Annotated in this window: 21 protein-coding genes; 15 read left to right on the top strand and 6 right to left on the bottom strand. The window is 72.2% G+C overall.

Annotated elements, in window-relative coordinates:
* Positions 1 to 34: 34 nt before the first annotated feature.
* The 3 genes from AB0K14_RS22270 to AB0K14_RS22260 are packed head-to-tail and all read right to left on the bottom strand — an operon-like array spanning position 35 to position 1,656.
* A complete protein-coding gene (locus AB0K14_RS22270) occupies positions 35 to 601 on the bottom strand; it encodes a nucleotidyltransferase family protein (RefSeq protein WP_360455518.1) in 567 nt (188 codons plus the stop codon).
* Between the two features lie 4 nt (positions 602 to 605).
* Positions 606 to 803: a helix-turn-helix transcriptional regulator gene (locus AB0K14_RS22265; protein WP_360455515.1), complete on the bottom strand. Its 198-nt coding sequence runs from the start codon at positions 801 to 803 to the stop codon at positions 606 to 608.
* Positions 804 to 828: 25 nt separating this feature from the next.
* Positions 829 to 1,656 carry an alpha/beta hydrolase gene (locus AB0K14_RS22260; protein WP_360455594.1) on the bottom strand — a complete coding sequence of 276 codons (828 nt, stop codon included), beginning with the start codon at positions 1,654 to 1,656 and terminating at the stop codon, positions 829 to 831.
* Positions 1,657 to 1,967: 311 nt separating this feature from the next.
* On the opposite strand from AB0K14_RS22260, the gene shbA reads away from it, so the two are divergent.
* The 6 genes from shbA (at position 1,968) to AB0K14_RS22230 (ending at position 9,377) form a co-directional block, all read left to right on the top strand.
* Positions 1,968 to 2,666 carry an RNA polymerase sigma factor ShbA gene (gene shbA, locus AB0K14_RS22255; RefSeq protein WP_360455512.1) on the top strand — a complete coding sequence of 233 codons (699 nt, stop codon included), beginning with the start codon at positions 1,968 to 1,970 and terminating at the stop codon, positions 2,664 to 2,666.
* A 172-nt stretch (positions 2,667 to 2,838) separates the two neighbouring features.
* Positions 2,839 to 3,876, top strand: a complete 1,038-nt coding sequence (locus AB0K14_RS22250; protein WP_360455591.1) for a PfkB family carbohydrate kinase — start codon at positions 2,839 to 2,841, stop codon at positions 3,874 to 3,876.
* Positions 3,877 to 4,322: 446 nt separating this feature from the next.
* Positions 4,323 to 6,437, top strand: coding sequence for a transglycosylase domain-containing protein (locus AB0K14_RS22245; RefSeq protein WP_360455509.1), 2,115 nt, complete (start codon positions 4,323 to 4,325; stop codon positions 6,435 to 6,437).
* A gap of 408 nt (positions 6,438 to 6,845) precedes the next feature.
* Entirely contained in the window at positions 6,846 to 7,655 is an 810-nt protein-coding gene (locus tag AB0K14_RS22240) for a M23 family metallopeptidase (RefSeq protein ID WP_360455506.1), read from the top strand.
* A gap of 187 nt (positions 7,656 to 7,842) precedes the next feature.
* Positions 7,843 to 8,793, top strand: a complete 951-nt coding sequence (locus tag AB0K14_RS22235; protein ID WP_360455503.1) for an LLM class F420-dependent oxidoreductase — start codon at positions 7,843 to 7,845, stop codon at positions 8,791 to 8,793.
* A 2-nt stretch (positions 8,794 to 8,795) separates the two neighbouring features.
* On the top strand, positions 8,796 to 9,377 hold the full coding sequence (locus tag AB0K14_RS22230; RefSeq protein ID WP_360455500.1) for a TetR/AcrR family transcriptional regulator: 582 nt from the start codon (positions 8,796 to 8,798) through the stop codon (positions 9,375 to 9,377).
* A gap of 59 nt (positions 9,378 to 9,436) precedes the next feature.
* Here AB0K14_RS22230 and AB0K14_RS22225 read toward each other — a convergent pair whose 3' ends face one another.
* A complete protein-coding gene (locus tag AB0K14_RS22225; protein WP_360455497.1) occupies positions 9,437 to 9,901 on the bottom strand; it encodes a peroxiredoxin in 465 nt (154 codons plus the stop codon).
* A gap of 109 nt (positions 9,902 to 10,010) precedes the next feature.
* Here AB0K14_RS22225 and AB0K14_RS22220 point away from each other — a divergent pair, with 109 nt between their 5' ends.
* The 6 genes from AB0K14_RS22220 to treZ all read left to right on the top strand — a co-directional run bounded on the left by AB0K14_RS22220 (position 10,011) and on the right by treZ (position 19,515).
* Complete coding sequence (locus AB0K14_RS22220; RefSeq protein WP_360455589.1) at positions 10,011 to 10,928, top strand: LacI family DNA-binding transcriptional regulator; 918 nt, start codon at positions 10,011 to 10,013, stop codon at positions 10,926 to 10,928.
* Between the two features lie 107 nt (positions 10,929 to 11,035).
* Complete coding sequence (malQ, locus tag AB0K14_RS22215) at positions 11,036 to 12,925, top strand: 4-alpha-glucanotransferase (protein WP_360455494.1); 1,890 nt, start codon at positions 11,036 to 11,038, stop codon at positions 12,923 to 12,925.
* Between the two features lie 88 nt (positions 12,926 to 13,013).
* A complete protein-coding gene (locus AB0K14_RS22210; protein ID WP_360455491.1) occupies positions 13,014 to 13,352 on the top strand; it encodes a hypothetical protein in 339 nt (112 codons plus the stop codon).
* Positions 13,353 to 13,403: 51 nt separating this feature from the next.
* Entirely contained in the window at positions 13,404 to 15,527 is a 2,124-nt protein-coding gene (gene glgX / locus AB0K14_RS22205; protein WP_360455488.1) for a glycogen debranching protein GlgX, read from the top strand.
* 56 nt (positions 15,528 to 15,583) lie between these two features.
* On the top strand, positions 15,584 to 17,788 hold the full coding sequence (gene treY, locus AB0K14_RS22200) for a malto-oligosyltrehalose synthase (RefSeq protein ID WP_360455586.1): 2,205 nt from the start codon (positions 15,584 to 15,586) through the stop codon (positions 17,786 to 17,788).
* Between the two features lie 8 nt (positions 17,789 to 17,796).
* The gene (gene treZ / locus AB0K14_RS22195) at positions 17,797 to 19,515 is read left to right on the top strand and encodes a malto-oligosyltrehalose trehalohydrolase (RefSeq protein WP_360455485.1); all 1,719 of its coding nucleotides are present in this window, start codon (positions 17,797 to 17,799) and stop codon (positions 19,513 to 19,515) included.
* On the opposite strand, the gene AB0K14_RS22190 is transcribed toward treZ, so the two are convergent.
* Together AB0K14_RS22190 and AB0K14_RS22185 are read right to left on the bottom strand one after the other, a co-directional pair.
* Positions 19,503 to 20,006 (bottom strand): ANTAR domain-containing protein, encoded by a 504-nt coding sequence (locus AB0K14_RS22190; RefSeq protein ID WP_360455482.1) that lies wholly within the window; start codon positions 20,004 to 20,006, stop codon positions 19,503 to 19,505. The genes treZ and AB0K14_RS22190 overlap by 13 nt on opposite strands.
* 263 nt (positions 20,007 to 20,269) lie before the next feature.
* Positions 20,270 to 20,629, bottom strand: a complete 360-nt coding sequence (locus AB0K14_RS22185) for a VOC family protein (protein WP_360455479.1) — start codon at positions 20,627 to 20,629, stop codon at positions 20,270 to 20,272.
* A 74-nt stretch (positions 20,630 to 20,703) separates the two neighbouring features.
* Here AB0K14_RS22185 and AB0K14_RS22180 point away from each other — a divergent pair, with 74 nt between their 5' ends.
* The 3 genes from AB0K14_RS22180 to AB0K14_RS22170 all read left to right on the top strand — a co-directional run bounded on the left by AB0K14_RS22180 (position 20,704) and on the right by AB0K14_RS22170 (position 22,607).
* Positions 20,704 to 20,886 carry a CsbD family protein gene (locus AB0K14_RS22180; protein WP_360455476.1) on the top strand — a complete coding sequence of 61 codons (183 nt, stop codon included), beginning with the start codon at positions 20,704 to 20,706 and terminating at the stop codon, positions 20,884 to 20,886.
* Entirely contained in the window at positions 20,870 to 21,514 is a 645-nt protein-coding gene (locus tag AB0K14_RS22175; RefSeq protein WP_360455473.1) for a UdgX family uracil-DNA binding protein, read from the top strand. The genes AB0K14_RS22180 and AB0K14_RS22175 overlap by 17 nt, the downstream gene beginning before the upstream one ends.
* A 364-nt stretch (positions 21,515 to 21,878) precedes the next feature.
* Positions 21,879 to 22,607, top strand: a complete 729-nt coding sequence (locus tag AB0K14_RS22170) for an SDR family oxidoreductase (protein ID WP_360455470.1) — start codon at positions 21,879 to 21,881, stop codon at positions 22,605 to 22,607.
* Positions 22,608 to 22,696 lie beyond the last annotated feature (89 nt).

The following is a 22,696-nucleotide window of genomic DNA, read 5'->3' as shown; positions in this document are numbered from 1 at the left end:
CACGCCTCGGCGCACGACCCGTCGAATCGGGACCTCACTCGGGCAGGTCGCCCGGGTGGTCCACGTCGTGACCGTCCGCCACGTCGTCGCACGGCACGTCGAGCGCGCCGTGCGCGCGCAGGTAGTCGCGCGCCCCGGCGTCACCGACCGCGGCCGCGGACACGCCCGCCCAGTGGTCGGCGCCGATCAGCACGGGGTGGCCCGGCGCGCCGTCGTACGAGGCGCGCGCCAGCGCCGCGGGTGACGCCAGCGGCCGCAGGCGCTCGACCGCCGCCGCGGTGACGCCCGGCGTGTCCACCGGCAGCACGACGACCGCCGCGACGTCCGCGCCGGACAGCGCGTCCAGGCCCGCGCGCAGCGACGAGCCCATGCCGGTGGCCCAGTCGGGGTTGTCCACCACGACGCAGCCGTCCAGCGCCGCGCCCGAGCGCACCGACGACGCCGAGGCGCCGAGCACCACGACGACCGGCGCGCACCCGGCGTCGCGCAGCACCGCCGCGGCCCGGTCGACCCAGAGCACGCCGCGGTGCGACACCAGCGCCTTGGGCCCGCCGAACCGCCGCCCGGCGCCCGCGGCGAGCAGCAACCCCGCGACCCGCATGGGGTCACACTAGGGCTTGGTGGCCCTTCAACTCCGCCCTGTTGGCCACCGCGAGCTTGCGGTAGACCCTGGTCAAGTGCTGTTCCACCGTGCTCACGGTGATGTGCAACCGCATGGCGATCGCGCGGTTGCTGTGGCCACACGCGGCGAGGGTCGCGACCCGGCGCTCCGAGTAGGTCAACTCCGTCATACGCCAGAACACGTGCGGCACCGCGGCAACGGTTCAATCACGGCGAGAGATGTTCCAGCAGCAGTGCCGTCAGCGCCTCCGGCGCCTCCTCCGGCACCCAGTGCGAGACGTCCTCCAGCATCTCGAACCGGTAGGGGCCGGTGACCCAGTCGCCGGTGGCCAGCGCCGCCGTCGACCCGAACGCCACGTCCTCCGTGCTCCACACGTACAGGGTCGGCACCGACACCTTCCCGGCCTTCCCACCCGGCCGCCCGGCGCGGTACCAGTTCAGCGCGGCGGTCAACGCGCCCGGCTCGGACAGCCGCCGCACGTACTCGTCCACCCGGCTCGGCGGCACCCGCCACTCGAACATCTGCCGCAACGCCGCCCCGTCCTCGTCCAGCATCCGCTTCTCGGTGTTGCTGTTGCGCCACTCGGTCATGTACCCGGACCGCAGGTGCTGGTCCTCATCGGTGCGCAGGGCCTCGGCGAACGCGCCGGGGTGCGGCGTGGACACCACCGCCAGCCGACGCAGCCGGTCCGGGTGCTCGGCGGCGGTCCACCAGGCCACCGCGCCGCCCCAGTCGTGGCCGACCAGGTCGAACACCGGCCAGCCGAGGGAGTCCGCCACCGCGAGCACGTCGCCGACCAGCGCCTCGATGCCGTAGTCCGCGGCACGCTCGGGCCGCGCGCCGGGGGAGTAGCCGCGCTGGTCGAACGCCACCGCCCGGAACCCCTCGCGGCCCAGCACCGCCACCTGGTGCTCCCACTCGACGGCGGCTTCGGGGAAGCCGTGCAGCAGCAACACCGGCCTGCCGTCCCGCGGGCCCGCCGCGATCGCGTCGAAGTCGCCCTCGTCGGTCCGCACGCTCAGCTGTTCGATCACGATGATCTTCAGTCCCATCCCTCGACCGGTCCACGCGTTCCGCCCGACATCCTCCCGTGGTGCGCGCCGCTTGCTCCGAAGCGGGCGCGCCGTTGGGCCACCCGGGTGGCTCGCGGTACACCGTGGCGAGGCAATCCGGGCGCGGCACTCGGCCGATCGGCTCATCCGTGGTCACCGGAGTGTGCTGGTCAGGTCACGAAGAGTCTGATCGTGGTCAGCTTTGGTTCGTCCCGTATCAGGAGCCCCGCTGCGCGCTCCTCATCAATGAGCCGGGATGGCCGGAGGAATGACGAGCGTGAGGAGGTCGCCGGATGGTGCAGCACGCATCCGTGCGAGCTGACGTCGAAGTGGGGGTCGGCGCGGTCCGCGACGACGCAGACGTGCCCGGTCGTCCCGAGGTCAGGCTCGTCGTGGGCGAGGGCCCGCACCGGGTGACCACCCAGTGGCTGGCCGAGGCGGAGCTGTCCGAACTGGTCGACCAGGCGCTGGTGGGGGACCCGCGCGCGATCGGCCAACTCCTGGCGCGCATCCAGCCGCTGGTGCTGCGCTACTGCCGGGCGAGGGTCGGATCGAGGGAGCGCACGCTCGTCTCGGCCGAGGACATCGCCCAGGAGGTCTGCCTGGCGGTGGTGTCGGCGCTCGGCCGGTACCAGTACGAGCCCGGCTCGTTCCTGGCCTTCGTGTACGGGATCGCCGCGCACAAGGTCGCCGACGCGCGAAGACGCGCCGTGCGCAGCCGGGCCGAGGTCGTGCCCGAGCTGCCCGACACGCCGACCCTGGAAGACGGCCCGGAGCAGCGGGCGATGACCGGTGAGCTGATCGGTCACGTCACCCAGCTGCTGCGCAAGCTGCCCGAGCGGCAGCGCGAGATCCTCGTGCTGCGGATCGCCGTGGGCCTCTCGGCGGAGGAGACGGCCGCGGCCGTCGGCTCGACCGCCGGGGCGGTGCGCGTCGCGCAGCACCGGGCGTTGGCCCGAATGCGCGAGATGTTCGCGGCTGTCAACGGCTGACCTGGCCTGGCATCGTTGGGTCATGGCCGCCACGCCTCCGCCCGTGCCTCCGCCTGCACCGCCGCCCACACCGCCGCCCACACCGGTGGCCGCTCCGCCGCCCAGGCCGCCTCATGCGCCGTTGCCGCCCGCACCGCCGCCCGTGCGGTCGTCGGACCTGTCGCCCTCGGAGCTGGGCGCGGGTTCGTCGCCCGTCTTCGACGTGCTGCTGTCGGGGACGGTGTTCCTGGACATCATCTTCACCGGCCTGCCCCGGCCGCCCGCGCCGGGCACCGAGGTCTGGGCCGAGGGCCTCGGCTCGTGCCCCGGCGGCATCGCCAACCTCGCCGTGGCGCTGAGCAGGCTGCAACTGCGGACCGCGCTGTCCGCCGCGTTCGGCGAGGACGTCTACGGCGACTTCTGCTGGGAGGTCCTGGCCGAGCAGGAGGGCGTCGACCTCTCCTACTGCCGCCGGTTCTACGGCTGGCACTCCCCGGTGACGGTGTCCATGGCGATGGACCGCGACCGCTCGATGGTGACGCACGGGCACCGGCCGCCGGTGTCGGCCGACGAGATCCTGAACCCGCCGCCCCGCTCCCGCGCGTGCTTCGTGCACGTGGGCGCCGAGGACGAGCGGTGGGTGACGCAGGCGAAGGAGCAGGGGGCGCTGCTGTTCGCCGACATCGGGTGGGACCGCACCGAGGCGTGGGCGCCCGAGTTGCTGGGCCGGCTGGAGCGGTACGACGTGTTCCTGCCCAACGACGCCGAGGCCCAGCGGTACACCCGGGCGGACACGCCTGAGCGCGCCGCGATGGCGTTGGCCGAGCACGTGCCGGTGGTGGTGGTGACGCGCGGCGGCGGTGGCGCGGTGGCGGTCGACTCGACCACCGGCGAGGTGGTGGACGTGCCGGGGCTGAACGTCGCGCCGTTGGACTCGACCGGTGCGGGTGACGTGTTCGGCGCGGGGTTCGTGCTGGGGACGCTGGCCGGGTGGCCGCTGGCGCACCGGGTGCGGTTCGCGAACCTGTGCGCCGCGCTGTCGGTGCAGCACTTCGGCGGGTCGCTGTCGGCGCCCGGCTGGGCGGACATCGCCACGTGGTGGCGGACGGTGTCGCGGCGGCCGGACGACGAGCTCAAGGGGTACGGCTTCCTGGAGGACGTGCTGCCGAACCACGCGGGGGTGGAGGTCCGGCGGGCCAGCGCGACGATCCGGCTGCGCACCCCGCGCTGATCGCAGGCCCGGATCGCGCGCCCTGATCGCAGGGCCCGAATCGCCGGCCGGCACCGACCGCCCGCACCGACCTCACGCGCCGCCTGCGGGCACGGCCGGGGTCGCCGAGACACTCGAGCCGCCGCCGTGATCACCCGGTCGTGATCTTGCCGGCGGTGAACGCGTGTTCGACCATGGACGGGTCGCGGCACCGGTCGAGCCCTCCGGCGGTGGCGCCGGCCCTGCTCCGGGCAGGGGTGAGGCTGATCACCCTCTCGTGCCTGGCGGGCTCCGCCGTCCGGCCCATCGGGGTTTGACCACGGGCTCAGACGGGCAGGAGTAACTTCGACAGCTGTCGTCGAAGATCGCGTCGAAACTTCTGCTCGTCACGGAGCAACCCGCGGTGGTCTTCGTGCGACTTAGTCAGTGGGGGTTCCTGCGGGGCTGTGGAAGGGGTTGCTGGTTCAGTGTTCGCCGCGCGCGCGACAGGTCTGGTCAAGTTGGTGGGGTTGTGCCTGATGGCGGGCGTGCTCGTCGCGGCGGTGCTGTTCCCGGCGGTGGGCGGCCTCGGGCTGGCCTCCAACCGGGCCGCCGACACGGTGGACCAGACCTCGGGTGAGTTGACCAAGGCCGAGCTGCCCCTCGTGACGACGGTGCTGGACATGAACGGCCAGCCGATCGCCTACCTCTACGACCAGTACCGGATCCCGGTGCCGTCCGAGGGCATCGCGGACACCATGAAGGCCGCGATCATCGCGATCGAGGACAAGCGGTTCTTCGAGCACGCGGGCGTCGACTGGCAGGGCATCGCCCGTGCCGCCGCCAAGGCCGGTGTCGAAGGCGAGACCACCCAGGGCGCCTCGACGCTGACCCAGCAGTACGTGAAGAACTACCTCGCCTTCGTGGTCGGCAAGGGCTCCGAGGAGGCGTACGAGAAGGCGACCGAGGTGACGTTGGGCCGCAAGATCAGCGAGGCCCGCATCGCCACCCAGCTCGAGCAGAAGATGAGCAAGGACGAGATCCTCACCGCTTATCTGAACGTCGTCCCCTTCGGCAACGGCGCGTTCGGCGTCGGCGCGGCGGCCCGCACCTACTTCGACACCACCCCCGACAAGCTGACCGTGCCGCAGGCCGCGATGCTCGCGGGCCTGGTCAACGAGCCCAGCCGGCTCAACCCGGGCTCCGACGTGGACGCCGCGATCAAGCGCCGCAACACGGTGATCGACCGGATGCGCGACAACGGCGCGTTCGGCCCGGACGCCGCGATCGCCGAGGAGAAGGCCAACGAGTACAAGGCCGCCGACATCGGCGTGGTCCCGGACCTGAAGCTGCTGCCCAACGGCTGCGTCGGCGCGGGCGACGGCCCGGTCTACGGCTTCTTCTGCCGCTACCTGGTCGACTACCTGGAGAAGGCGGGCCTGCCGACCGAGGAGCTGCTGCGCGGCGGCTACACGATCACCACCACGATGGACCCGGTCGCCACCCGCGCGGCCAAGGACTCCGCCATGGCGCAGGTGCCCAAGACCCAGCCGGGCGTGGCCAACGCGATGGCCGTGGTGCAGCCCGGCCCGGACAAGCACCGGGTGCGCGCGCTGGCCGCCAACCGCGACTTCGGCAACAACGCCGACGCCGGGCAGAGCGCCTACTCCATCCCCGCCGAGGTGACGAGGTTCGGCGCGGGCTCGATCTACAAGGTGTTCACCGCCGCGTCGGCGCTGGAGCGCGGCGTCACGGGCATCGACAAGCAGATCGACGTGCCGAAGACCTACACCTCGAAGGTCTACAAGGACGGCAGCAAGCCCTACACGGTCAAGAACGCGGGCGACTACAAGGACAAGATGACCTTGACCGAGGCGCTGGCCCAGTCGCCGAACACCGCGTTCATCATCCTGGAGGAGAAGGCCGGGCTGAACAACGTGGTCGACATGGCCTACCGGCTGGGGCTGCGCGAGTCGATGCAGGGCGTCAACGGCCAGGGCAACCCGCTCAAGGCCGACGGCTCCAACGGCCCGTCCCAGGGTGACGAGTACAAGCGGGACAACAGCGGCTCGTTCACCCTCGGCGCGGGTCCGACCAGCGTGCTCGAACTGTCCAACGTGGCGGCCACCATCGTGAACGGCGGCAAGTGGTGCCCGCCGACGCCGGTGGAGAAGGTCGTGGACCGCAACGGCCAGCCGGTGCAGCTGAAGGAAGCGCCGTGCGACCAGGCCGTCGCGCCCGACGTGGCGAACGCGCTGGCCGTGGGCATGAGCGCGGACATCAAGCCCGGTGGCACGGCCGCCGGCGCGGCAGGTGGCTGGAACCGGCCGATGATCGGCAAGACCGGCACCACCGAGAACCACTGGTCGGTGGCGTTCATGGGTGCCACTCCGCACTTCGCCGGGGCGGTGATGACGTTCACCGATGGGGTGTCTCCCCAGGTGATTTGCAACGGCACCCCGCCGAGGCTGTGCGGCACGAACGACGCCGGCGGTGTTTTCGGTGGTCAGGTGGCTGCGCCGACCTGGTTCAACGCCATGCGGGTGATCCACGAGGGCAAGCCGCCCGCCGATCTCCCGCCGGTCAACCCGCGCTACCGGTAGTCGACCTTCGTCACGGGTTACGTCACCCCCGAACCGGCCTCTGACCTGGTCTTTTATAACGACCACATACGGAACTCGCAAGTGCTCCAACACGCTGAGTGACAGTGGGTGGGTTATGTCACCAAAAAGCACTAGTGGTTGCGCTTAGGGTTGCACCTTCTTGTTACATCGGGTTACGGTCCCGGCCGCATGTCACGGTTCGGTCACCATAGGGACACGGCGTCGCTCCCCGAAAGCGCCGCCAGCCTGGATCCCCCGCCAGGTGTCCCTGTGACCGGGCCGTGCTCCCCGATGCAGGAAGGCACTACCTTGGCACGGCACACGAAAGCCGACGGTCGACGCGCGTTCACCGCGCCCCCCGCACCGTTCCGCAACCGCTCCCATCGCGCGGAGTGCGACCGCAAACCCGTGAGCGGTCGCGTCGCGGCCGTGGTCGTCGCGGCTGGCGCCCTCGCCACCGGCGTGGGCGCCAGCGGCGGCCTCGACGGCGGCGACACCCGGTTCCTGCCGGTCGGTGCCAGCTCCGACCTGGCGGCCGCGCTCGTCCACAGCTCCGCGCCCCGCGTGACCGAGGTCCGCACGGTGCACGCCGTCGAGCCCGCGTTCGAGGCGGCGAAGCTGATGCGCTCCGAAGGGCTGTTCGCCCGCCAGCACGTGGACCAGGCGATCCGCCACGCCTCCGACGGCTACGTCGCGCGGCAGGCCGAGCTGAAGCGGCAGCAGGAGGCCGCGGCGGCCGAGCAGGCCCGCGTGGACGCGGAGAACGCCCGGATCGCCGCGGAGCAGGCCCGAGCCGCCGAGCAAAAGGCGGCCGAGGAGGCCGCGAAGCGGCCGAAGGTCGCCAAGCCCGCCGAGGGCTCGTTCACCTCCGGCTTCGGTGCCCGGTGGGGCACGACCCACTACGGCGTCGACATCGCGAACTCCATCGGCACCCCGATCCTGTCCGCGATGGACGGCGTCGTGGTCGAGGCGGGCCCCGCGTCCGGCTTCGGCCTGTGGGTGCGCGTGCAGCACCACGACGGCACCATCACGATCTACGGCCACGTCAACGAGACCCTCGTGTCGGCCGGTCAGCAGGTCCACGCGGGCCAGCAGATCGCCACCATGGGCAACCGCGGCCAGTCCACCGGCCCGCACCTGCACTTCGAGGTGTGGATCAACGGCTCGCAGAAGATCGACCCGGTCGGCTGGCTGGGCGAGCGCGGCATCTCCCTCTGACACCCGCCCCACCCCGCGCCCGAGCCAGTGCGACGGCTCGACAGCGCGTACCACGTTCTGCCCCGCCGGGATCGTTCCGGCGGGGCAGAACGGCGTGCGGGGCGCGGTCGGCGAACCCCCGAAGCGGGCATACCGACTGGTCGGTACCTGAGGTACGGTGGCGGTCGGACACCTTCAGGAGGCGATCGTGGGTCGTTGGGGAATCACCCTGCCGCTGACCGGCGTGCCGGTGCTCGACCACCGCGCGCTGGTCGCCGAGCTGGCCGAGCTCGGCTACACCGACGTGTGGTCCGCCGAGACCGCGGGCACCGACGCCTTCACCCCGCTGGCCCTCGCGGCCCAGTGGTCCGACCGCGTCCGCCTGGGCACCGCGATCGCGCCGGTCTACACCCGCGGCCCGGCGACGCTGGCCATGACCGCCGCGACGTTGGCCGAGGTGTCGGGCGGTCGGTTCGTGCTGGGCATCGGGTCCTCCTCGCCCGCGATCGTCGAGCGGTGGAACGGCGTGCCGTTCCGCGAACCGTTCAAGCGCACGCGGGACACGCTGCGGTTCCTCAAGGCGGCGTTGACCGGCGAGAAGGTGTCCGAGGAGTACGAGACGTTCTCCGTGCGCGGCTTCAAGCTGGAGCGCACGCCCGAGCACCGGGTGCCGATCATGCTCGCCGCGCTGCGCCCGAACATGCTGCGGCTGGCCGGTCGCGAGGCCGACGGCGCCATCACCAACTGGCTCGGTGCCGACGACGTGCCCAAGGTGCGCGCGGAGATGAACGGCGGCGAGCTGGCCGCCCGGATCTTCGTGTGCCCGACCGAGGACGCCGACGCGGCCCGCGCGCTGGGTCGCATGTTGATCAGCACGTACCTCACCGTGCCCGCGTACGCGGCGTTCCACGACTGGCTGGGCCGCGGCGAGGCGCTGCGCCCGATGCACGAGGCGTGGGCCTCCGGTGACCGCCGCGGCGCCGGTGCGCTCATCCCGGACGAGGTGGTGGACGCGCTGATCGTGCACGGCAGCGTGGACGAGTGCCGCGCGCACGTGGCGAAGTACGCGGCCAACGGCGTCGACACGCCCGTCATCGCCCTGCTGCCCACCGGTGCGGACCCGCTCGACCTGGTGCGCGCGCTGGCGCCAGGGGCCTGACGGTGGCGCGGCGGACCGGGGCGACGTCCGAGCGGATCGTGGGCGCGGCCGTGCGGTTGTTCGCCGCCAAGGGGTTCGACGCGACGACGGTGCAGGAGGTGGTCGAGGCCGCCTCGGTCACCAAGGGCGCGCTCTACCACTACTTCGGGTCCAAGGACGACCTGCTGTTCGAGATCTACCGGTCGCTGATAGGGCGGCAGATGGCCGACCTGGACCGGATCGTGGCGGCCGGGCTGGACGCGGCGAGCACGGTGCGGCGGATCGTGGTCAGCCTGGTCGAGACGACGGCGCAGAGCGTGGACGAGACCGCGGTGTTCGTGCGCGAGATGCACCGGCTCGACGCGGACCGCATGGCCAGCTTCCGGACCGAACGGCGGCGCTACCACGAGACGTTCCGGTCGGTGGTCGAGCAGGCGCAGCGGGCCGGTGAGTTCAGCGCCGCGGTGCCCGCCGACACGGCGGTCCTGATCGCGCTGGGCGTGGTCAACCAGCTGCCGACCTGGTACCGGCCGGACGGGCCCAAGTCGCCGACGCGGCTCGGCGAGGAGATCGCCGACTTCGTCCTCGCCGGGCTGAGGCCCTGACGACCGGTCAGGCCGTGACGGCGGGTCGGCCCTGATGACCGGTCGGCCGTGACGACCGGTCAGGCCGTGCGGTCGGCGCGCTCGCGCAGCACGGTCAGCGCCTTGTCGGCGTGGGCGTTCATGGCGAACTCGGATTTGATGACTTCGATCACGGTGCGGTCGACGTCGATGACGAACGTGTGCCGCTTCACCGGCAGCGGGCCGAAGCGGCGCTTCACGCCGAACGCCGCGGCCACCTCGCCGTCGCCGTCGGACAGCAGCGGGTAGTCGAAGCCGTTCGCCGCGGCGAACTCGTTCTGCCGGCGCACCGAGTCCGGGCTGATGCCCACCCGCTGCGCCCCGACCTCGGCGAACTCCGCCGCGAGGTCGCGGAAGTGGCAGCTCTGCGCGGTGCAGCCGGCGGTCATCGCGGCGGGGTAGAAGAACAGCACCACGGGACCGCCGGCGAGCAGGTCGGACAGGGTCCGCGGGGTGCCGTCCTGGTCGGGCAGGGTGAAGTCGGGAACCTGGTCGCCGGGCTTCATGGGAGTCCTTCCGCAGGGGGTCGATCACGTCTCGCAGGGTGCTCGCGGCAGGCCAACCGTACGGATCTCGCTAATCTCGTACCAGGCCGGGAGGTGTGAGTTGACGAGCATGTCCGACGTCGCGCGGGCCGCCGGGGTGTCCGCGGCGACGGTGTCGCGGGCGCTGCGCGGCGAGCCCGGCGTGTCCGAGGCGACCCGCCGGTACGTCACCGAGGTCGCCAAGCGGATGCGGTACGCGATCGCCCGGGACGCCTCCAGCCTCGCGGGCGGGCGGCGGTACGCGATCGCGGTCCTCACCGCCGACGTGGGCCGGGGCGACCTGCTCGCCGGCGCCGAGGGCGCGTTGCGGCAGGCCGGGTACGACGTGCTGCTCTACGTGCTGCGCGACCCCGACGCGCGCAAGCGGTTCTTCGAGGAGTTGCCGCTCGGCCGGCGGGTCGACGGCGTGCTGGCGCTGGCGGTCAACCTCACCGACGCCGAGGACGCCGCGCTCAAGAGCCTGGACGTGCCCGTGGTCGCGGTGTGGGACGACGACCTGCGCGAGGCGCTGAGGCTCGCCGTCGTGCACCTGGTGGAGCTGGGGCACCGGGACGTCGCGCTGGTGCTGGCGGGCGACATCGACGAGTCCTACGACGAGGTGCTGGTCGCCGAGGGCCTGTCGGCCCGTCCCGAGTGGACGCTGTGGTCGTCCTCGACGGTGGCGGGCGGCGAGCAGGTGGTGGACGCGCTGCTGGACGGTGAACGCCTGCCGTCCGCCGTGATCAGCACCAGCGGCGAGGTGGCGCTCGGCGTGTTCCTGCGGCTGCGCCGCGACGGGCGCGACGTGCCCGGTGACGTGTCCATCGTCAGCCTGGAGGGCACCGACCTGGCCCGCGCGGTGGGCATGACCGCGGTGGAGGGCGCCTGGCGGGAACGCGGCGAGCACGCCGTCGACGTGCTGCTGGCCGGTCTGCGCGGCGACGAGCACGACACCGAGCCGCCCTCGGTGCTGCTGGTGGTGAGGGATTCCACCGCGCCCAAGGTTTGACGGCCACCCGACCGGGCCATTAACCACGGGGAACTTCCTGCAACCTTTGGGTGACCAGGCGCAACGGCCCTGGCACCGGCCTACCGAGGGGGACGAAGCTGTCCAGCGTGGACGACGAGCTCGCGGCACTGGCCGACGCACACGGCGTGGCCACCCACTACGAGGACGCGAACCAGCAGCGGGCCGACGTCGACGCCGATGTCGTGGTGGCCGTGCTGGCACAGCTGGACGTGGACGCCTCCACACCCGAAGCGGTGCGCCGCGCCCTCGCCCGGCCCAAGCCCCCGCCCCGGACCGTCGTGCTGCGCACGGGCGACGTCCTGGACGAGGACGGCACGGTCGAGCTGGAGGACGGCGGCCGCGTCGAGCTCCCGGCCGCGTTGCCCCCGGGCTACCACCGGCTCGGTGAGCGCACCGTGATCGTCGCGCCGCGCACGCTCCCGCCCGTCCCCCGGTCGTGGGGTTGGATGCTCCAGCTCTACGCCATGCGCTCGGCCGAGTCGTGGGGCATGGGCGACTACGGCGACCTGGCGACCCTGGCCCGGCGCAGCGCCGCCGAGCTCGGCGCGGGCGTGCTGCTGGTCAACCCGGTGCAGGCGGTCAGCCCCACCCTGCCGGTGGAGCGCTCGCCGTACTCACCCTCCAGCCGGCGCTTCGCCAACCCCCTCTACCTGCGGATCTCCGACGTCCCCGGCTACCGGGACGCCGACGCCGCGACCCGCGCGGAGATCGACGCGCTGAGGCCGCCCAACGACACCGCCCTGATCGACTACGACGCGGTGTGGACGGCGAAGGCGAAGGCGCTCGAACTGCTCTGGCGGCGCGAGGAGCACAGGGCGCCCGAGGGCGACCTGCTGGACTTCGCCCGCTTCTGCGCGCTGGCCGAGGTGCACGGCCCGGACTGGCGGACGTGGCCGCCGGAGCAGCGCGATCCGGCCACGGCCACCGCCGACCCCGACCGGGTCGCGTTCCACGCGTGGCTGCAGGAGCTGTGCGAGCGGCAGCTGGCCGACGCACGCCGGGCCGCGCACGACGCGGGCATGCCGGTGGGGGTCGTGCACGACCTGCCGGTGGGCGTGCACCCCGGCGGCGCGGACACCTGGGCGGTGCGCGACGCGTTCGCCGCGGACGTCACGGTCGGCGCTCCGCCCGACGCGTTCAGCCGGCTCGGCCAGGACTGGGGCCTGCCGCCGTGGCGGCCCGACCGGCTCGCCGAGCAGGGCTACGAACCGTTCCGGGCCGTGGTGCGCAGCGTGCTGCGGCACGCCGACGGCATCCGCATCGACCACGTCGCCGGCCTGTGGCGGCTGTGGTGGATCCCGCCGGGCGAGCCGCCCCAGCGCGGCACGTACGTGCACTACGACCCGGAGGCGATGCTGGCGGTGCTGACCCTGGAGGCGCACCGGGCCGGCGCGGTCGTCGTGGGCGAGGACCTGGGCACGGTCGAGCCGAAGGTCACCGAGGCGTTGCACGAGCACGGGGTGCTCAGCTCGGCGGTGCTGTGGTTCCAGCGCGAGTACGACCTGCCCGAGCACCCGCTGATCCCGCCGGAGAAGTGGACCGCGTCGGCGATGGCGAGCATCTCCACCCACGACCTGCCGACGGTGGCGGGGTTCCTGGCCGCCGAACACGTTCGGGTGCGAGCCGAACTGGGGCGGTTTGAAGGGGCGGTGGACGGGGAATACCGGGCAGCCGAGCGTGAGCGCGGGGAGTTGCTCGAACTCCTCAAGCAGGAAGGTGTGCCTGCCGATGACCTGGTTACCGCGTTCCACGCCCTGCTCGCGAAGGCCCGTTCCGTGCTCGTGCTGACATCGCCGCAGGACGCGCTGGGTGAGATCCGCCAGCCCAACCTGCCCGGCACCACCGACCAGTACCCGAACTGGCGCATCCCGCTGCCCGTCGAGCTCGACGACCTGTTCGTCGACCCGGGCGTGCGGCGGGTGGCCGAGGTGCTGGCGGCGGGTCGCGCGCCCAGGGCCGCCGGCGGTTCGCGATGAAGCGAAACGCGCACGTCACAGCACGCGGCCCGGCCGCGGAGTATCGTCAACCAGTCACCCGCGCCATGGTTGGAGGTGGCAGTCACCCGTGAACACCGACTTGGTGTCCCGTACCGGGCTGGTGCCCGAGCAGATGATCCCCCACAGCAGCCCGGTGGACGTCCTGGAGTCGACCGTCGAGAGGGTCCTGGTGGCCGTCCGGCCGTCGAACCTCGCCGACCCGCTCGCCGGGGCCCACCACGCCGAGGAATCCCTCCGCGACGCCCTGCGGCGCACCGAGGCGGGTGCGGACGGCGCGCTGGCCCAGGCGATCGCCTGCGCCGAGGCGGCGTGCGAGCACCTGCGCTACTGCGAGCTGCAGGAGGCGAGGCTCCTCCTGGTCGCCGCCCGCGGCCAGCTGGTCAGGTCGCACGCCGACGGAACGTGATCTAGAACGGTAGGGGTCGACTCGTCCCAAGCTCGTCCGGAGGAAATCCCTGTGCGGCCCTGGCCTGGAACTCCATACCCGCTCGGCGCCACCTACGACGGCGTGGGCACCAACTTCACCCTCTTCTCGGAGGTCGCGGACTACGTCGAGCTGTGCCTGTTCGACGACGACGGGACCGAGACGCGCGTGCGGCTGCCGGAGGTGGACGGCTTCGTCCACCACGGCTACCTGCTCGGCATCGGTCCGGGGCAGAAGTACGGCTACCGCGTGCACGGGCCGTACGACCCGGCGCGCGGCCTGCGGTGCAACCCGAACAAGCTCCTCATCGACCCGTACGCGAAGGCGATCGCGGGTGACGTCGACTGGGACGAGTCGCTGTTCGGCTACCGGTTCGGCGAACCGGACTCGCGCAACGACCTCGACTCGGCCGGTCACGTGCCGCTGTCGATCGTGGTCAACCCGTTCTTCGACTGGTCCAACGACCGGCCGCCGAACATCCCGTACAACGAGACGGTCATCTACGAGACCCACGTGCGCGGCCTGACCATGCACCACCCGGAGGTGCCGCGGAGCCTGCGCGGCACGTACGCGGGCCTGGCGCACCCGGCCGTGATCGAGCACCTCAAGGGCCTCGGCGTCACGGCCATCGAACTGATGCCGGTGCACCACTTCATCACCGATCACGGCCTGCAGGAGATGGGCCTGCGCAACTACTGGGGCTACAACACGATCGGGTTCTTCGCGCCCCACGCCGGTTACACGGCGATGCCGGAGACGGCGAACCAGGTGCAGGAGTTCAAGGGCATGGTCCGCGCCCTGCACGAGGCGGGCATCGAGGTCATCCTCGACGTGGTCTACAACCACACCGCCGAGGGCAACCACCTGGGCCCGACGCTCTCCATGCGGGGCATCGACAACCAGGCCTACTACCGGCTGGTGGACGACGAGCCGAAGTTCTACATGGACTACACCGGCACCGGGAACTCGCTGAACGTGCGCAGCCCGCACACGTTGCAGCTGATCATGGACTCGCTGCGGTACTGGGTGACGGAGATGCGGGTCGACGGGTTCCGGTTCGACCTGGCCGCCACCCTGGCCCGGGAGTTCTACGACGTGGACCGGCTGTCGACGTTCTTCGACCTGGTGCAGCAGGACCCGACGGTGAGCCAGGTGAAGCTGATCGCCGAGCCGTGGGACGTCGGGCCCGGCGGCTACCAGGTGGGCAACTTCCCGCCGTTGTGGACCGAGTGGAACGGCAAGTACCGGGACACGGTGCGCGACTTCTGGCGCGGCGAGCCGGCCACGCTCGGCGAGTTCGCGTCCCGCATCACCGGCTCGTCGGACCTCTACCAGGACGACGGGCGCCGTCCGTACGCGTCGATCAACTTCGTCACCGCGCACGACGGGTTCACGCTCACCGACCTGGTGTCGTACAACGACAAGCACAACGAGGCCAACGGCGAGCAGGGCCGCGACGGCGCGGACGACAACCGGTCGTGGAACTGCGGTGTCGAGGGCCCGACCGACGACCCCGAGGTCAACGAGCTGCGGGCCAGGCAGCGGCGCAACCTGCTGGCCACGATGCTGCTGTCGCAGGGCGTGCCGATGCTGCTGCACGGCGACGAGCTCGGCCGCACGCAGCAGGGCAACAACAACGCCTACTGCCAGGACAACGAGCTGTCCTGGGTGGACTGGACGCTGGTCGAGAAGAACCGCGACCTGGTGGAGTTCACCTCCGCGTTGACCGCGTTCCGCAGGCAGCACCCCGTGCTGCGGCGCCGCCGGTTCTTCCAGGGCAAGCCGATCCGCAAGGGCGACGAGCTGCGCGACATCGCCTGGTTCACACCTTCGGGTGAAGAAATGACCGAGGGGAACTGGGGCGACGACTTCGGCCGCTGCGTCGTGGTGTTCCTCAACGGCGAGGGCATCCCGGACCTCGACCAGCGGGGCATGCGGGTGCTGGACGACTCGTTCCTGCTCGCGTTCAACGCCCACCACGAGGACATCGAGGTCACCCTCCCGGAGGAGGGCTACGGTCCGCAGTGGACGATCGTGGTCGACACCGCGACCGGTGAGGTGACGCCGCCGGAGCTGGGCCAGGTGGTGCCGGCGGGCGGCACGCTCACGCTGGTGGCGCGGTCGTTGGTCGTGCTGCAGCGGTTGGAGCAGGAGTGACGGAATTGTCGGACCCCGCCGGTAACCTGAAAGCAGGGGATCCCCAGGGGGGACGCCTGCGCAGCGATCCGGTCGGTGCGGCGCCGGTCGGTGCGGCGCCGTCCTCGACCTACCGGATCCAGTTCACCCCCGACTTCACCTTCGCCGCCGCCGAGGCCGTGGTCGACTACCTGGACGCGCTGGGCGTCGGCGCGCTGTACGCGTCGCCGGTGCTGGAGGCGGTGCCCGGCTCCACGCACGGCTACGACGTGGTCGACCCGACCAGGGCCCGGGAGGAGCTGGGCGGCGAGGCGGGCCGGGTGGCGCTGCACAAGGCGCTCAAGCGGGCCGGCCTCGGGTTCGTGCTCGACATCGTGCCCAACCACATGGCGGTCGGTCCCGACGACGTCAACCAGTGGTGGTGGGACGTGCTGCGGCACGGGCGGGCGTCGCGGTACGCGGAGTACTTCGACATCGACTGGGACGCCGGGCCGCTGCTGCTGCCGTTCGCGGGCGACGAGGCCTCCGAGGAGGAGCACGAGCACTACCGGCTGGTGTTCTGGCGGCGCGGCAACGGCGAGCTGAACTACCGGCGGTTCTTCGACATCACCACGTTGGCCGCGGTGCGGGTCGAGGACCCCGAGGTGTTCGACGCCACCCACGGCGAGGTCCTGCGCTGGGTGGCGGCGGGCGAGGTGACCGGGCTGCGGGTCGACCACCCGGACGGCCTGGCCGACCCCGGCGGGTACGCGCGTCGGCTCAAGGAACGCGCGGGCGTGTGGCTGGTGGTGGAGAAGATCCTCGGCGCGGACGAGCGGCTGCCCGCGAGCTGGCCCGTCGACGGCACCACGGGCTACGACGCGCTGCGCGAGGTGTGCGGGCTGTTCGTGGACCCGGCGGCCGAAGGGGCGTTCACCGCGCTGGCCGACGAGTTGGGCGTGCCGACGGACTTCGCCGCGGTCGAGCACGAGTGCCGCGACCTGGTGACCCGGACGATCCTGCGCGCCGAGGTGCGCCGGATCGCCGCCCTGGTGCGTGACGCGGACCGCGAGGAGGCCGAGCGGGCGGTCGCCGAGGTGATGGCCCGCTTCCCCGTCTACCGCTCCTACCTGCCCGAAGGGCTCGACGCGTGGACGGCGGCGGTGCACGCGTCGACGTCACCGGCGGCGATGGCGCTCGACCGGCAGGTGCGCGCCGAACCGCACGGCGAGCTGGCCACCCGCATCCAGCAGACGTCCGGCATGGTGGTCGCCAAGGGCACCGAGGACACCGCGTTCTACCGGTTCACCCGGTTCGTGGCGCTCAACGAGGTCGGCGGCGCGCCGGACCGGTTCGGCGTGCCGGTGGACGAGTTCCACGCGCGGGCGGCGATGCGCGAGGCCGGGACGCCCGCGGCCATGACGGCGTTGTCGACCCACGACACCAAGCGGTCGGAGGACGTGCGGGCCCGGCTCGCGGTGCTCGCCGAGCTGCCCGAGGAGTTCGCCGAGTCGGTGCGCCGGTGGACCGCCGCGCACCCGATCGACGAGCCGTCGCTGAACGCGCTGGCGTGGCAGTCGCTGGTCGGCGCGTGGCCGATCACCCCCGACCGGATGCGCGCCTACCTGGACAAGGCGGCCAAGGAGTCGAAGGTCCGCACCACGTGGATCGACCACGACGAGGAGTTCGAGGCGGCCGTGGCGGCGTGGCCGGAGCAGGTGCTGACCGGTCCGGTGGCCGCCGAGGTGGCGTCGTTCGTCGACCTGGTCGTGGCGCCGGGCTGGTCCAACGCGCTGGGGCAGAAGCTGGTGCAGCTCACCGCGCCCGGCGTGCCCGACGTCTACCAGGGCACCGAGCTGTGGGACCTGTCGCTGGTCGACCCGGACAACCGGCGACCGGTGGACTACGAGGTGCGGCGACGGCTGCTGGACCGGATCGAGGACGGCTGGCTGCCGGACGTGGACGACTCGGGCGCGGCCAAGCTGCTCGTGGTGCAGCGCGCGCTGCGGTTGCGTCGGGACCGGCCGGAGCTGTTCCGCGGCTACCGGCCGCTGGTGGCGTCCGGTGAGGCCGCGGCGCACGTGGTCGCGTTCGAGCGGACAGGACTGGTCGCGGTCGCGACCCGGCTCCCGGTGGGCCTGGCGAAGGCGGGCGGCTGGGGCGACACGGTGCTGCCGCTGCCCGCGGGGGAGTGGACCGACGTGCTCACGTCCCGCCCGGCCACCCCGCGACTGGCCGACCTGCTTGACCGCTATCCCGTGGCACTTCTGGTGGACGGTCGGCGAAGCCGACAATCGGACTGAGGAGATCAGTGACTTTCTCGGTGTGGGCGCCGGCGCACGAACGCGTCCGCGTCCGGGTCGACGGCCGTGACCACGAGATGACCGCCGGGGACGGCGGGTGGTGGCACGCGGACGTCTCCGGGCTCGACTACGCGTTCCTGCTGGGCGACTCGGACGAGGCGCTGCCCGACCCGCGGTCGCGGTGGCAGCCCAACGGGGTGCACGCGGCGTCACGGGTCTACGACCACGCCACGTTCGAGTGGACCGACCGGGCGTGGACCGGCCGTGCGCTGCCGGGTGCCGTCGTCTACGAGCTGCACATCGGCACGTTCACGTCCGCGGGCACGTTCGACGGCGCGGTCGAGCGGCTGGACCACCTGGTCGACCTGGGCGTCACGCACGTCGAGGTGATGCCGGTCAACTCGTTCGACGGCACCGCGGGCTGGGGTTACGACGGCGTGCTGTGGGGTGCGGTGCACGAGCCGTACGGCGGGCCGGACGGGTTCAAGCGGTTCGTGGACGCCTGCCACGCGCGCGGGCTGGCCGTGCTGCTGGACGTCGTCTACAACCACCTCGGGCCCTCCGGCGCCTACCTCGACCGGTTCGGGCCGTACTTCGCGGGCAGCAACGACTGGGGACCCGGCCTCAACCTCGACGGCGAGGGCGCCGACGAGGTGCGCCGGTACGTGATCGACAACGCGGTGGGCTGGCTGCGGGACTTCCACGTCGACGGGCTGCGGCTGGACGCCGTGCACGCGCTCGTGGACCGCGGCGCGCTGCACGTGCTGGAGCAGCTGGCCGTCGAGGTGGACGCCCTGTCGGCCGCCGTGGGCCGACCGCTGACGCTGATCGCCGAGTCGGACCTCAACGACGCCCGGCTGGTCACCGCGCGGGAGGGCGGCGGCTACGGCCTGCACGCCCAGTGGGCCGACGACCTGCACCACGCGCTGCACGTCGCGCTGAGCGGTGAGACGTTCGGCTACTACCCCGACTTCGAGGGCGCGTTGGCCACGACGCTGCGCGAGGTGTTCCTCCACGCGGGCACGTGGTCGTCGTTCCGCGGCAGGACCCACGGCCGGCCGGTGGACCGCGCCCGGCTGCCCGGCTACCGGTTCCTCGCCTACCTGCAGAACCACGACCAGGTCGGCAACCGCGCCACCGGCGACCGGTTGTCGGCGACGGTGCCGTGGCGGCGGCAGGCGGTGGGCGCGGCGATCGTGCTGAGCTCCCCGTACACGCCGATGATCTTCATGGGCGAGGAGTGGGCGGCGAGCACGCCCTGGCAGTTCTTCGCGTCGTTCCCGGACCCGGAGCTGGCCGAGGCGGTGCGGACCGGGCGGCGGCGCGAGTTCGGCCGGCACGGGTGGGGCGAGGCGGAGGTGCCCGACCCGATCGACCCGGAGACCGTGCGCCGGTCCACGCTGCGCTGGGACGAGGTGTCCGAGCCGGGGCACCGCGAGCTGTTCGACCTCTACCGGGCGCTGATCGCGCTGCGCCGGTCGCGCCCCGAGCTCGCGGATCCGCGGCTGGACCGGTTCGCGGTGCGCACGGAGGGATCGGTGCTCGTGCTGCACCGCGGCGGGTTGCGGGTGGTGTGCAACCTCGGGGACGACGCCGAGGTGCGGCTCGACGTCGAGGTCGGCGACGTGCTGATCGCGTCGGCGGAGGTGGAGGTGGACGGGCAGGCGGTGCGCCTGCCCGCCGACTCCTTCGCGATCGTCGACCGGGCGGTGGGTCACACCCCGTGATCGGGGACGAGCCACCCGACCTCGGTGAGCTTCTCGGCCAGCAGCCGACCGGCCAGCTCGACCTGGTCGGCGAGCTGTCTTCGCACCTCGGGCCGGTCGTCGCCGGAGCCTTCGGCGGCGTCGTAGGCCGCGACGAGCCGGCGGGCCGCGTTGACCACCTCGACCCCAGGCCACCCCGAGACGACGACCTGGCCGTCGTCGGGTTCGGTGGAGGCGTGGACGGCCCGCACGGCCCGCCGCGGTCCCAGCTCGGCGGAGAGGTCGAGCAGCTTCAGCGCGATCGTGTGCAGCTTCACGTTGTGGTGCTGTGACATCCGCACGAGCAGCTGGAAGCCCTCCTGGGGCGTGCAGCCCTGCACGGCGGATATCAGGCCGGTGGCCTGCCCGATCACGGTGCGCGTCTGCACGGCTTTGCGCAGCCCCACGATCTCGGCCTCTAGGCCGGCGATCCGCGCGGTCAGCGAATCGTCACGCCCGTTGTCCCCGACCACGGTCGGGCTCCTCTCTCGCACTTCGGTACCGGTCAGCCAGGCCAGCAATGCGAGAGCGTCCGGACACGCGGGTGCCAGCACCGGCAAGCCCACAGCTCTCGCTGACCCTGGTGCCCTTGCGGGTGCCGGGTGGCTTGCGGCTGGCTTTTCAACCGCGTAGACGATCACCGTAGTAGAGGACGGGTCGTCCGGTGCAACTAGGAGGGGTCGTGTCGGGTCGCGTCGCTCCGCGTCGCGGCCCGGTCACCCCGGAAGACGCGACCTCAGCGCGGCGGGAGCACGCAGAACTCGTTGCCCGCCGGGTCCGCGCACACCACCCACGGCAGGGCGGGGTCGGCGTCCACCACGCGGGCGCCGAGACCGGTCAACCGGGCGACCTCCTCGTCGCGATCACCGTCGGCCGCGAGGTCGAGGTGCAGCCGGTTCTTCACCTGCTTCGGCTCCGCCACCGGTTGCAGCAGGAGCATCGGGCCGTCACCGGTCAACTCGGTGTACTCGATCCCCTTCGGGTCCTTCCAACGGCGTGCCACGCGGTGTCCCAGGGCCGCGCACCAGAACTCCTCCAGGGCCTTGACCTGGTCCGACGGGCAGTCGACGGCGATGGCGACGATGTGTGAGGTCATGTGGTCGGAGTTTCCCCGTCCGGGTGAGGGGTATCCCCCCGGAGACGGAAGAGACGCAGACGAGAGGAGCGGTCATGGGGACCGACGACAAGCTCAACAACAAGGCCGAAGAGCTCAAGGGCAAGGCCAAGGAAGCGGTCGGGGACGCCACCGACAACGAGCAGTGGCAGGCCGAGGGGCGCGCCGAGCAGACCAAGGGCTCGCTCAAGCAGGCGGGGGAGAAGGTCAAGGACGCCTTCCGTGGCGACAACCGCTAGTTCCACCGGTCGAAGGCCCAGCGCCGCCGAGTTCGTGCCCGAGGGCGCGGACCTGGCGGCGCTCCGCCGTGCGGCGGCCGGGTGCCGTGGCTGCGAGTTGTACAAGCCGGCCACCCGGACCGTGTTCGGCACGGGGCCGGAGAACGCCAGGTTGGTGCTCGTCGGGGAGCAGCCCGGCGACGTCGAGGACCGGCAGGGCGAGCCGTTCGTCGGTCCGGCCGGGCGGTTGCTGGACAAGGCGTTGGACGAGGCCGACCTGGCCCGTGAGGGCGTCTACCTGACCAACGCGGTCAAGCACTTCAAGTTCGTGCCCGCCGAGCGCGGGAAGCGGCGCATCCACAAGAACCCGACGCGGGGCGAGGTGGTGGCCTGCCTGCCGTGGTTGCGGGCGGAGCTGTCGCGGGTGCGGCCGGACCTGGTGGTGTGCCTGGGTGCGACGGCGGCCAAGGCCGTGCTGGGCACCGAGTTCAAGGTCAGCGAGCGCCGGGGCCAGGTGGAGCGGGTCGAGGACCACGACGTGATCGCGACCGTGCACCCGTCGGCGGTGCTCCGCGCTCCGGACCGGGACGAGGCGTACCAGGCGTTCCTTGCCGACCTGCGGGTCGTGCGCACCCACTTGGGCGAGTGATCCGCAGCCGGTTGGCGTTCCGCCGCTGCGGTGGACGTGAAACGGCCCCCTGACCGCTTCCCGCACCAGGTGCGGGCCGAGCTGGACTGGGCTCGGGGTCACGGGGGCCGGGTGGCTGCCTGGGATTCGCCCAGACCACCTGGGAAAGGTCGGTCCTAGCGGACAGCCACCTCACGACGAGTCCTATAGCTATTCAACTTCGGACCACCTCCTTCCTCGTGTACCACGAACTTATGCGAGCCTCGGCGGGCCTCGCAACGTGAATTCCTGCTCGGCCCGGGGAGAGGCCCGGTCACCTGCCCGGTGGGACGTGACGTCCGTTTCCCGCCGGACTCGCGGGCCGCGGGGCCGCAGGATCGGTGGCATGAACTTCGACGGCAAGGTCGCCCTGGTCACGGGCGGCAGCAGGGGTATCGGCGCGGCGATCGCGGTGCGGTTGGCGGAGCTGGGCGCGGACGTCGCGTTCACCTATCGCAACGACCCGGGCGACGTGGTCGACCGGGTGAAGGGGTTGGGGCGGCGGGTGGTCGCCGTGCGGGCGGACAGCGGTGACGCGGCGGCGGTGGTCGCCGCGGTCGAGGAGGCCGTCGCGGTGCTGGGGCGGTTGGACGTGCTGGTGAACAACGCGGGCGAGTTCATCGTGGCGCCGGTCGAGGAGTTGGGGGTGGCGGAGTTCGACCGGACGTTCGACGTGAACGTGCGGGCGGCGTTCCTGGCGGTGAAGGCGGCGTTGCCGCACCTCGGTGACGGTGGGCGGGTGATCGGCATCGGCAGCAACGTGGCCGAGCGCGCGGTGTTCCCCGGCTTCTCGCTGTACTCGGCGAGCAAGTCCGCGTTGGTGGGGTTGACGAAGGCGTTGGCGCGGGAGTTGGGGCCGCGGGGGATCACGGTGAACCTGGTGCACCCCGGTGCGACCGACACCGACATGAACCCGGCGGACGGTGCGGCCGCGGACGTGATCCGCGGCTTCACCGCGCTCGGGCGTTACGCGCAGCCGGCGGAGGTGGCGGCGGCGGTCGCGTTCCTCGCCTCCGACGAGGCCCGTTACGTGACGGGCGCCCAACTCCACGCCGACGGCGGCTTCACCGCCTGACCCCGCGAGTCGAACCTCCGAGTTCCGCGAGTCGAACACTCAGGACCCCCGAGTTCGCCACCTGGGCGTTGAACTCGGGGGTCCTGAAC

Source organism: Actinosynnema sp. NPDC050801, assembly GCF_040673975.1.
Lineage (GTDB): Bacteria > Actinomycetota > Actinomycetes > Mycobacteriales > Pseudonocardiaceae > Actinosynnema.
The sequence above is the reverse complement of the archived record's forward strand: the minus strand, read 5'-3'. Positions and strand labels throughout refer to the sequence as shown.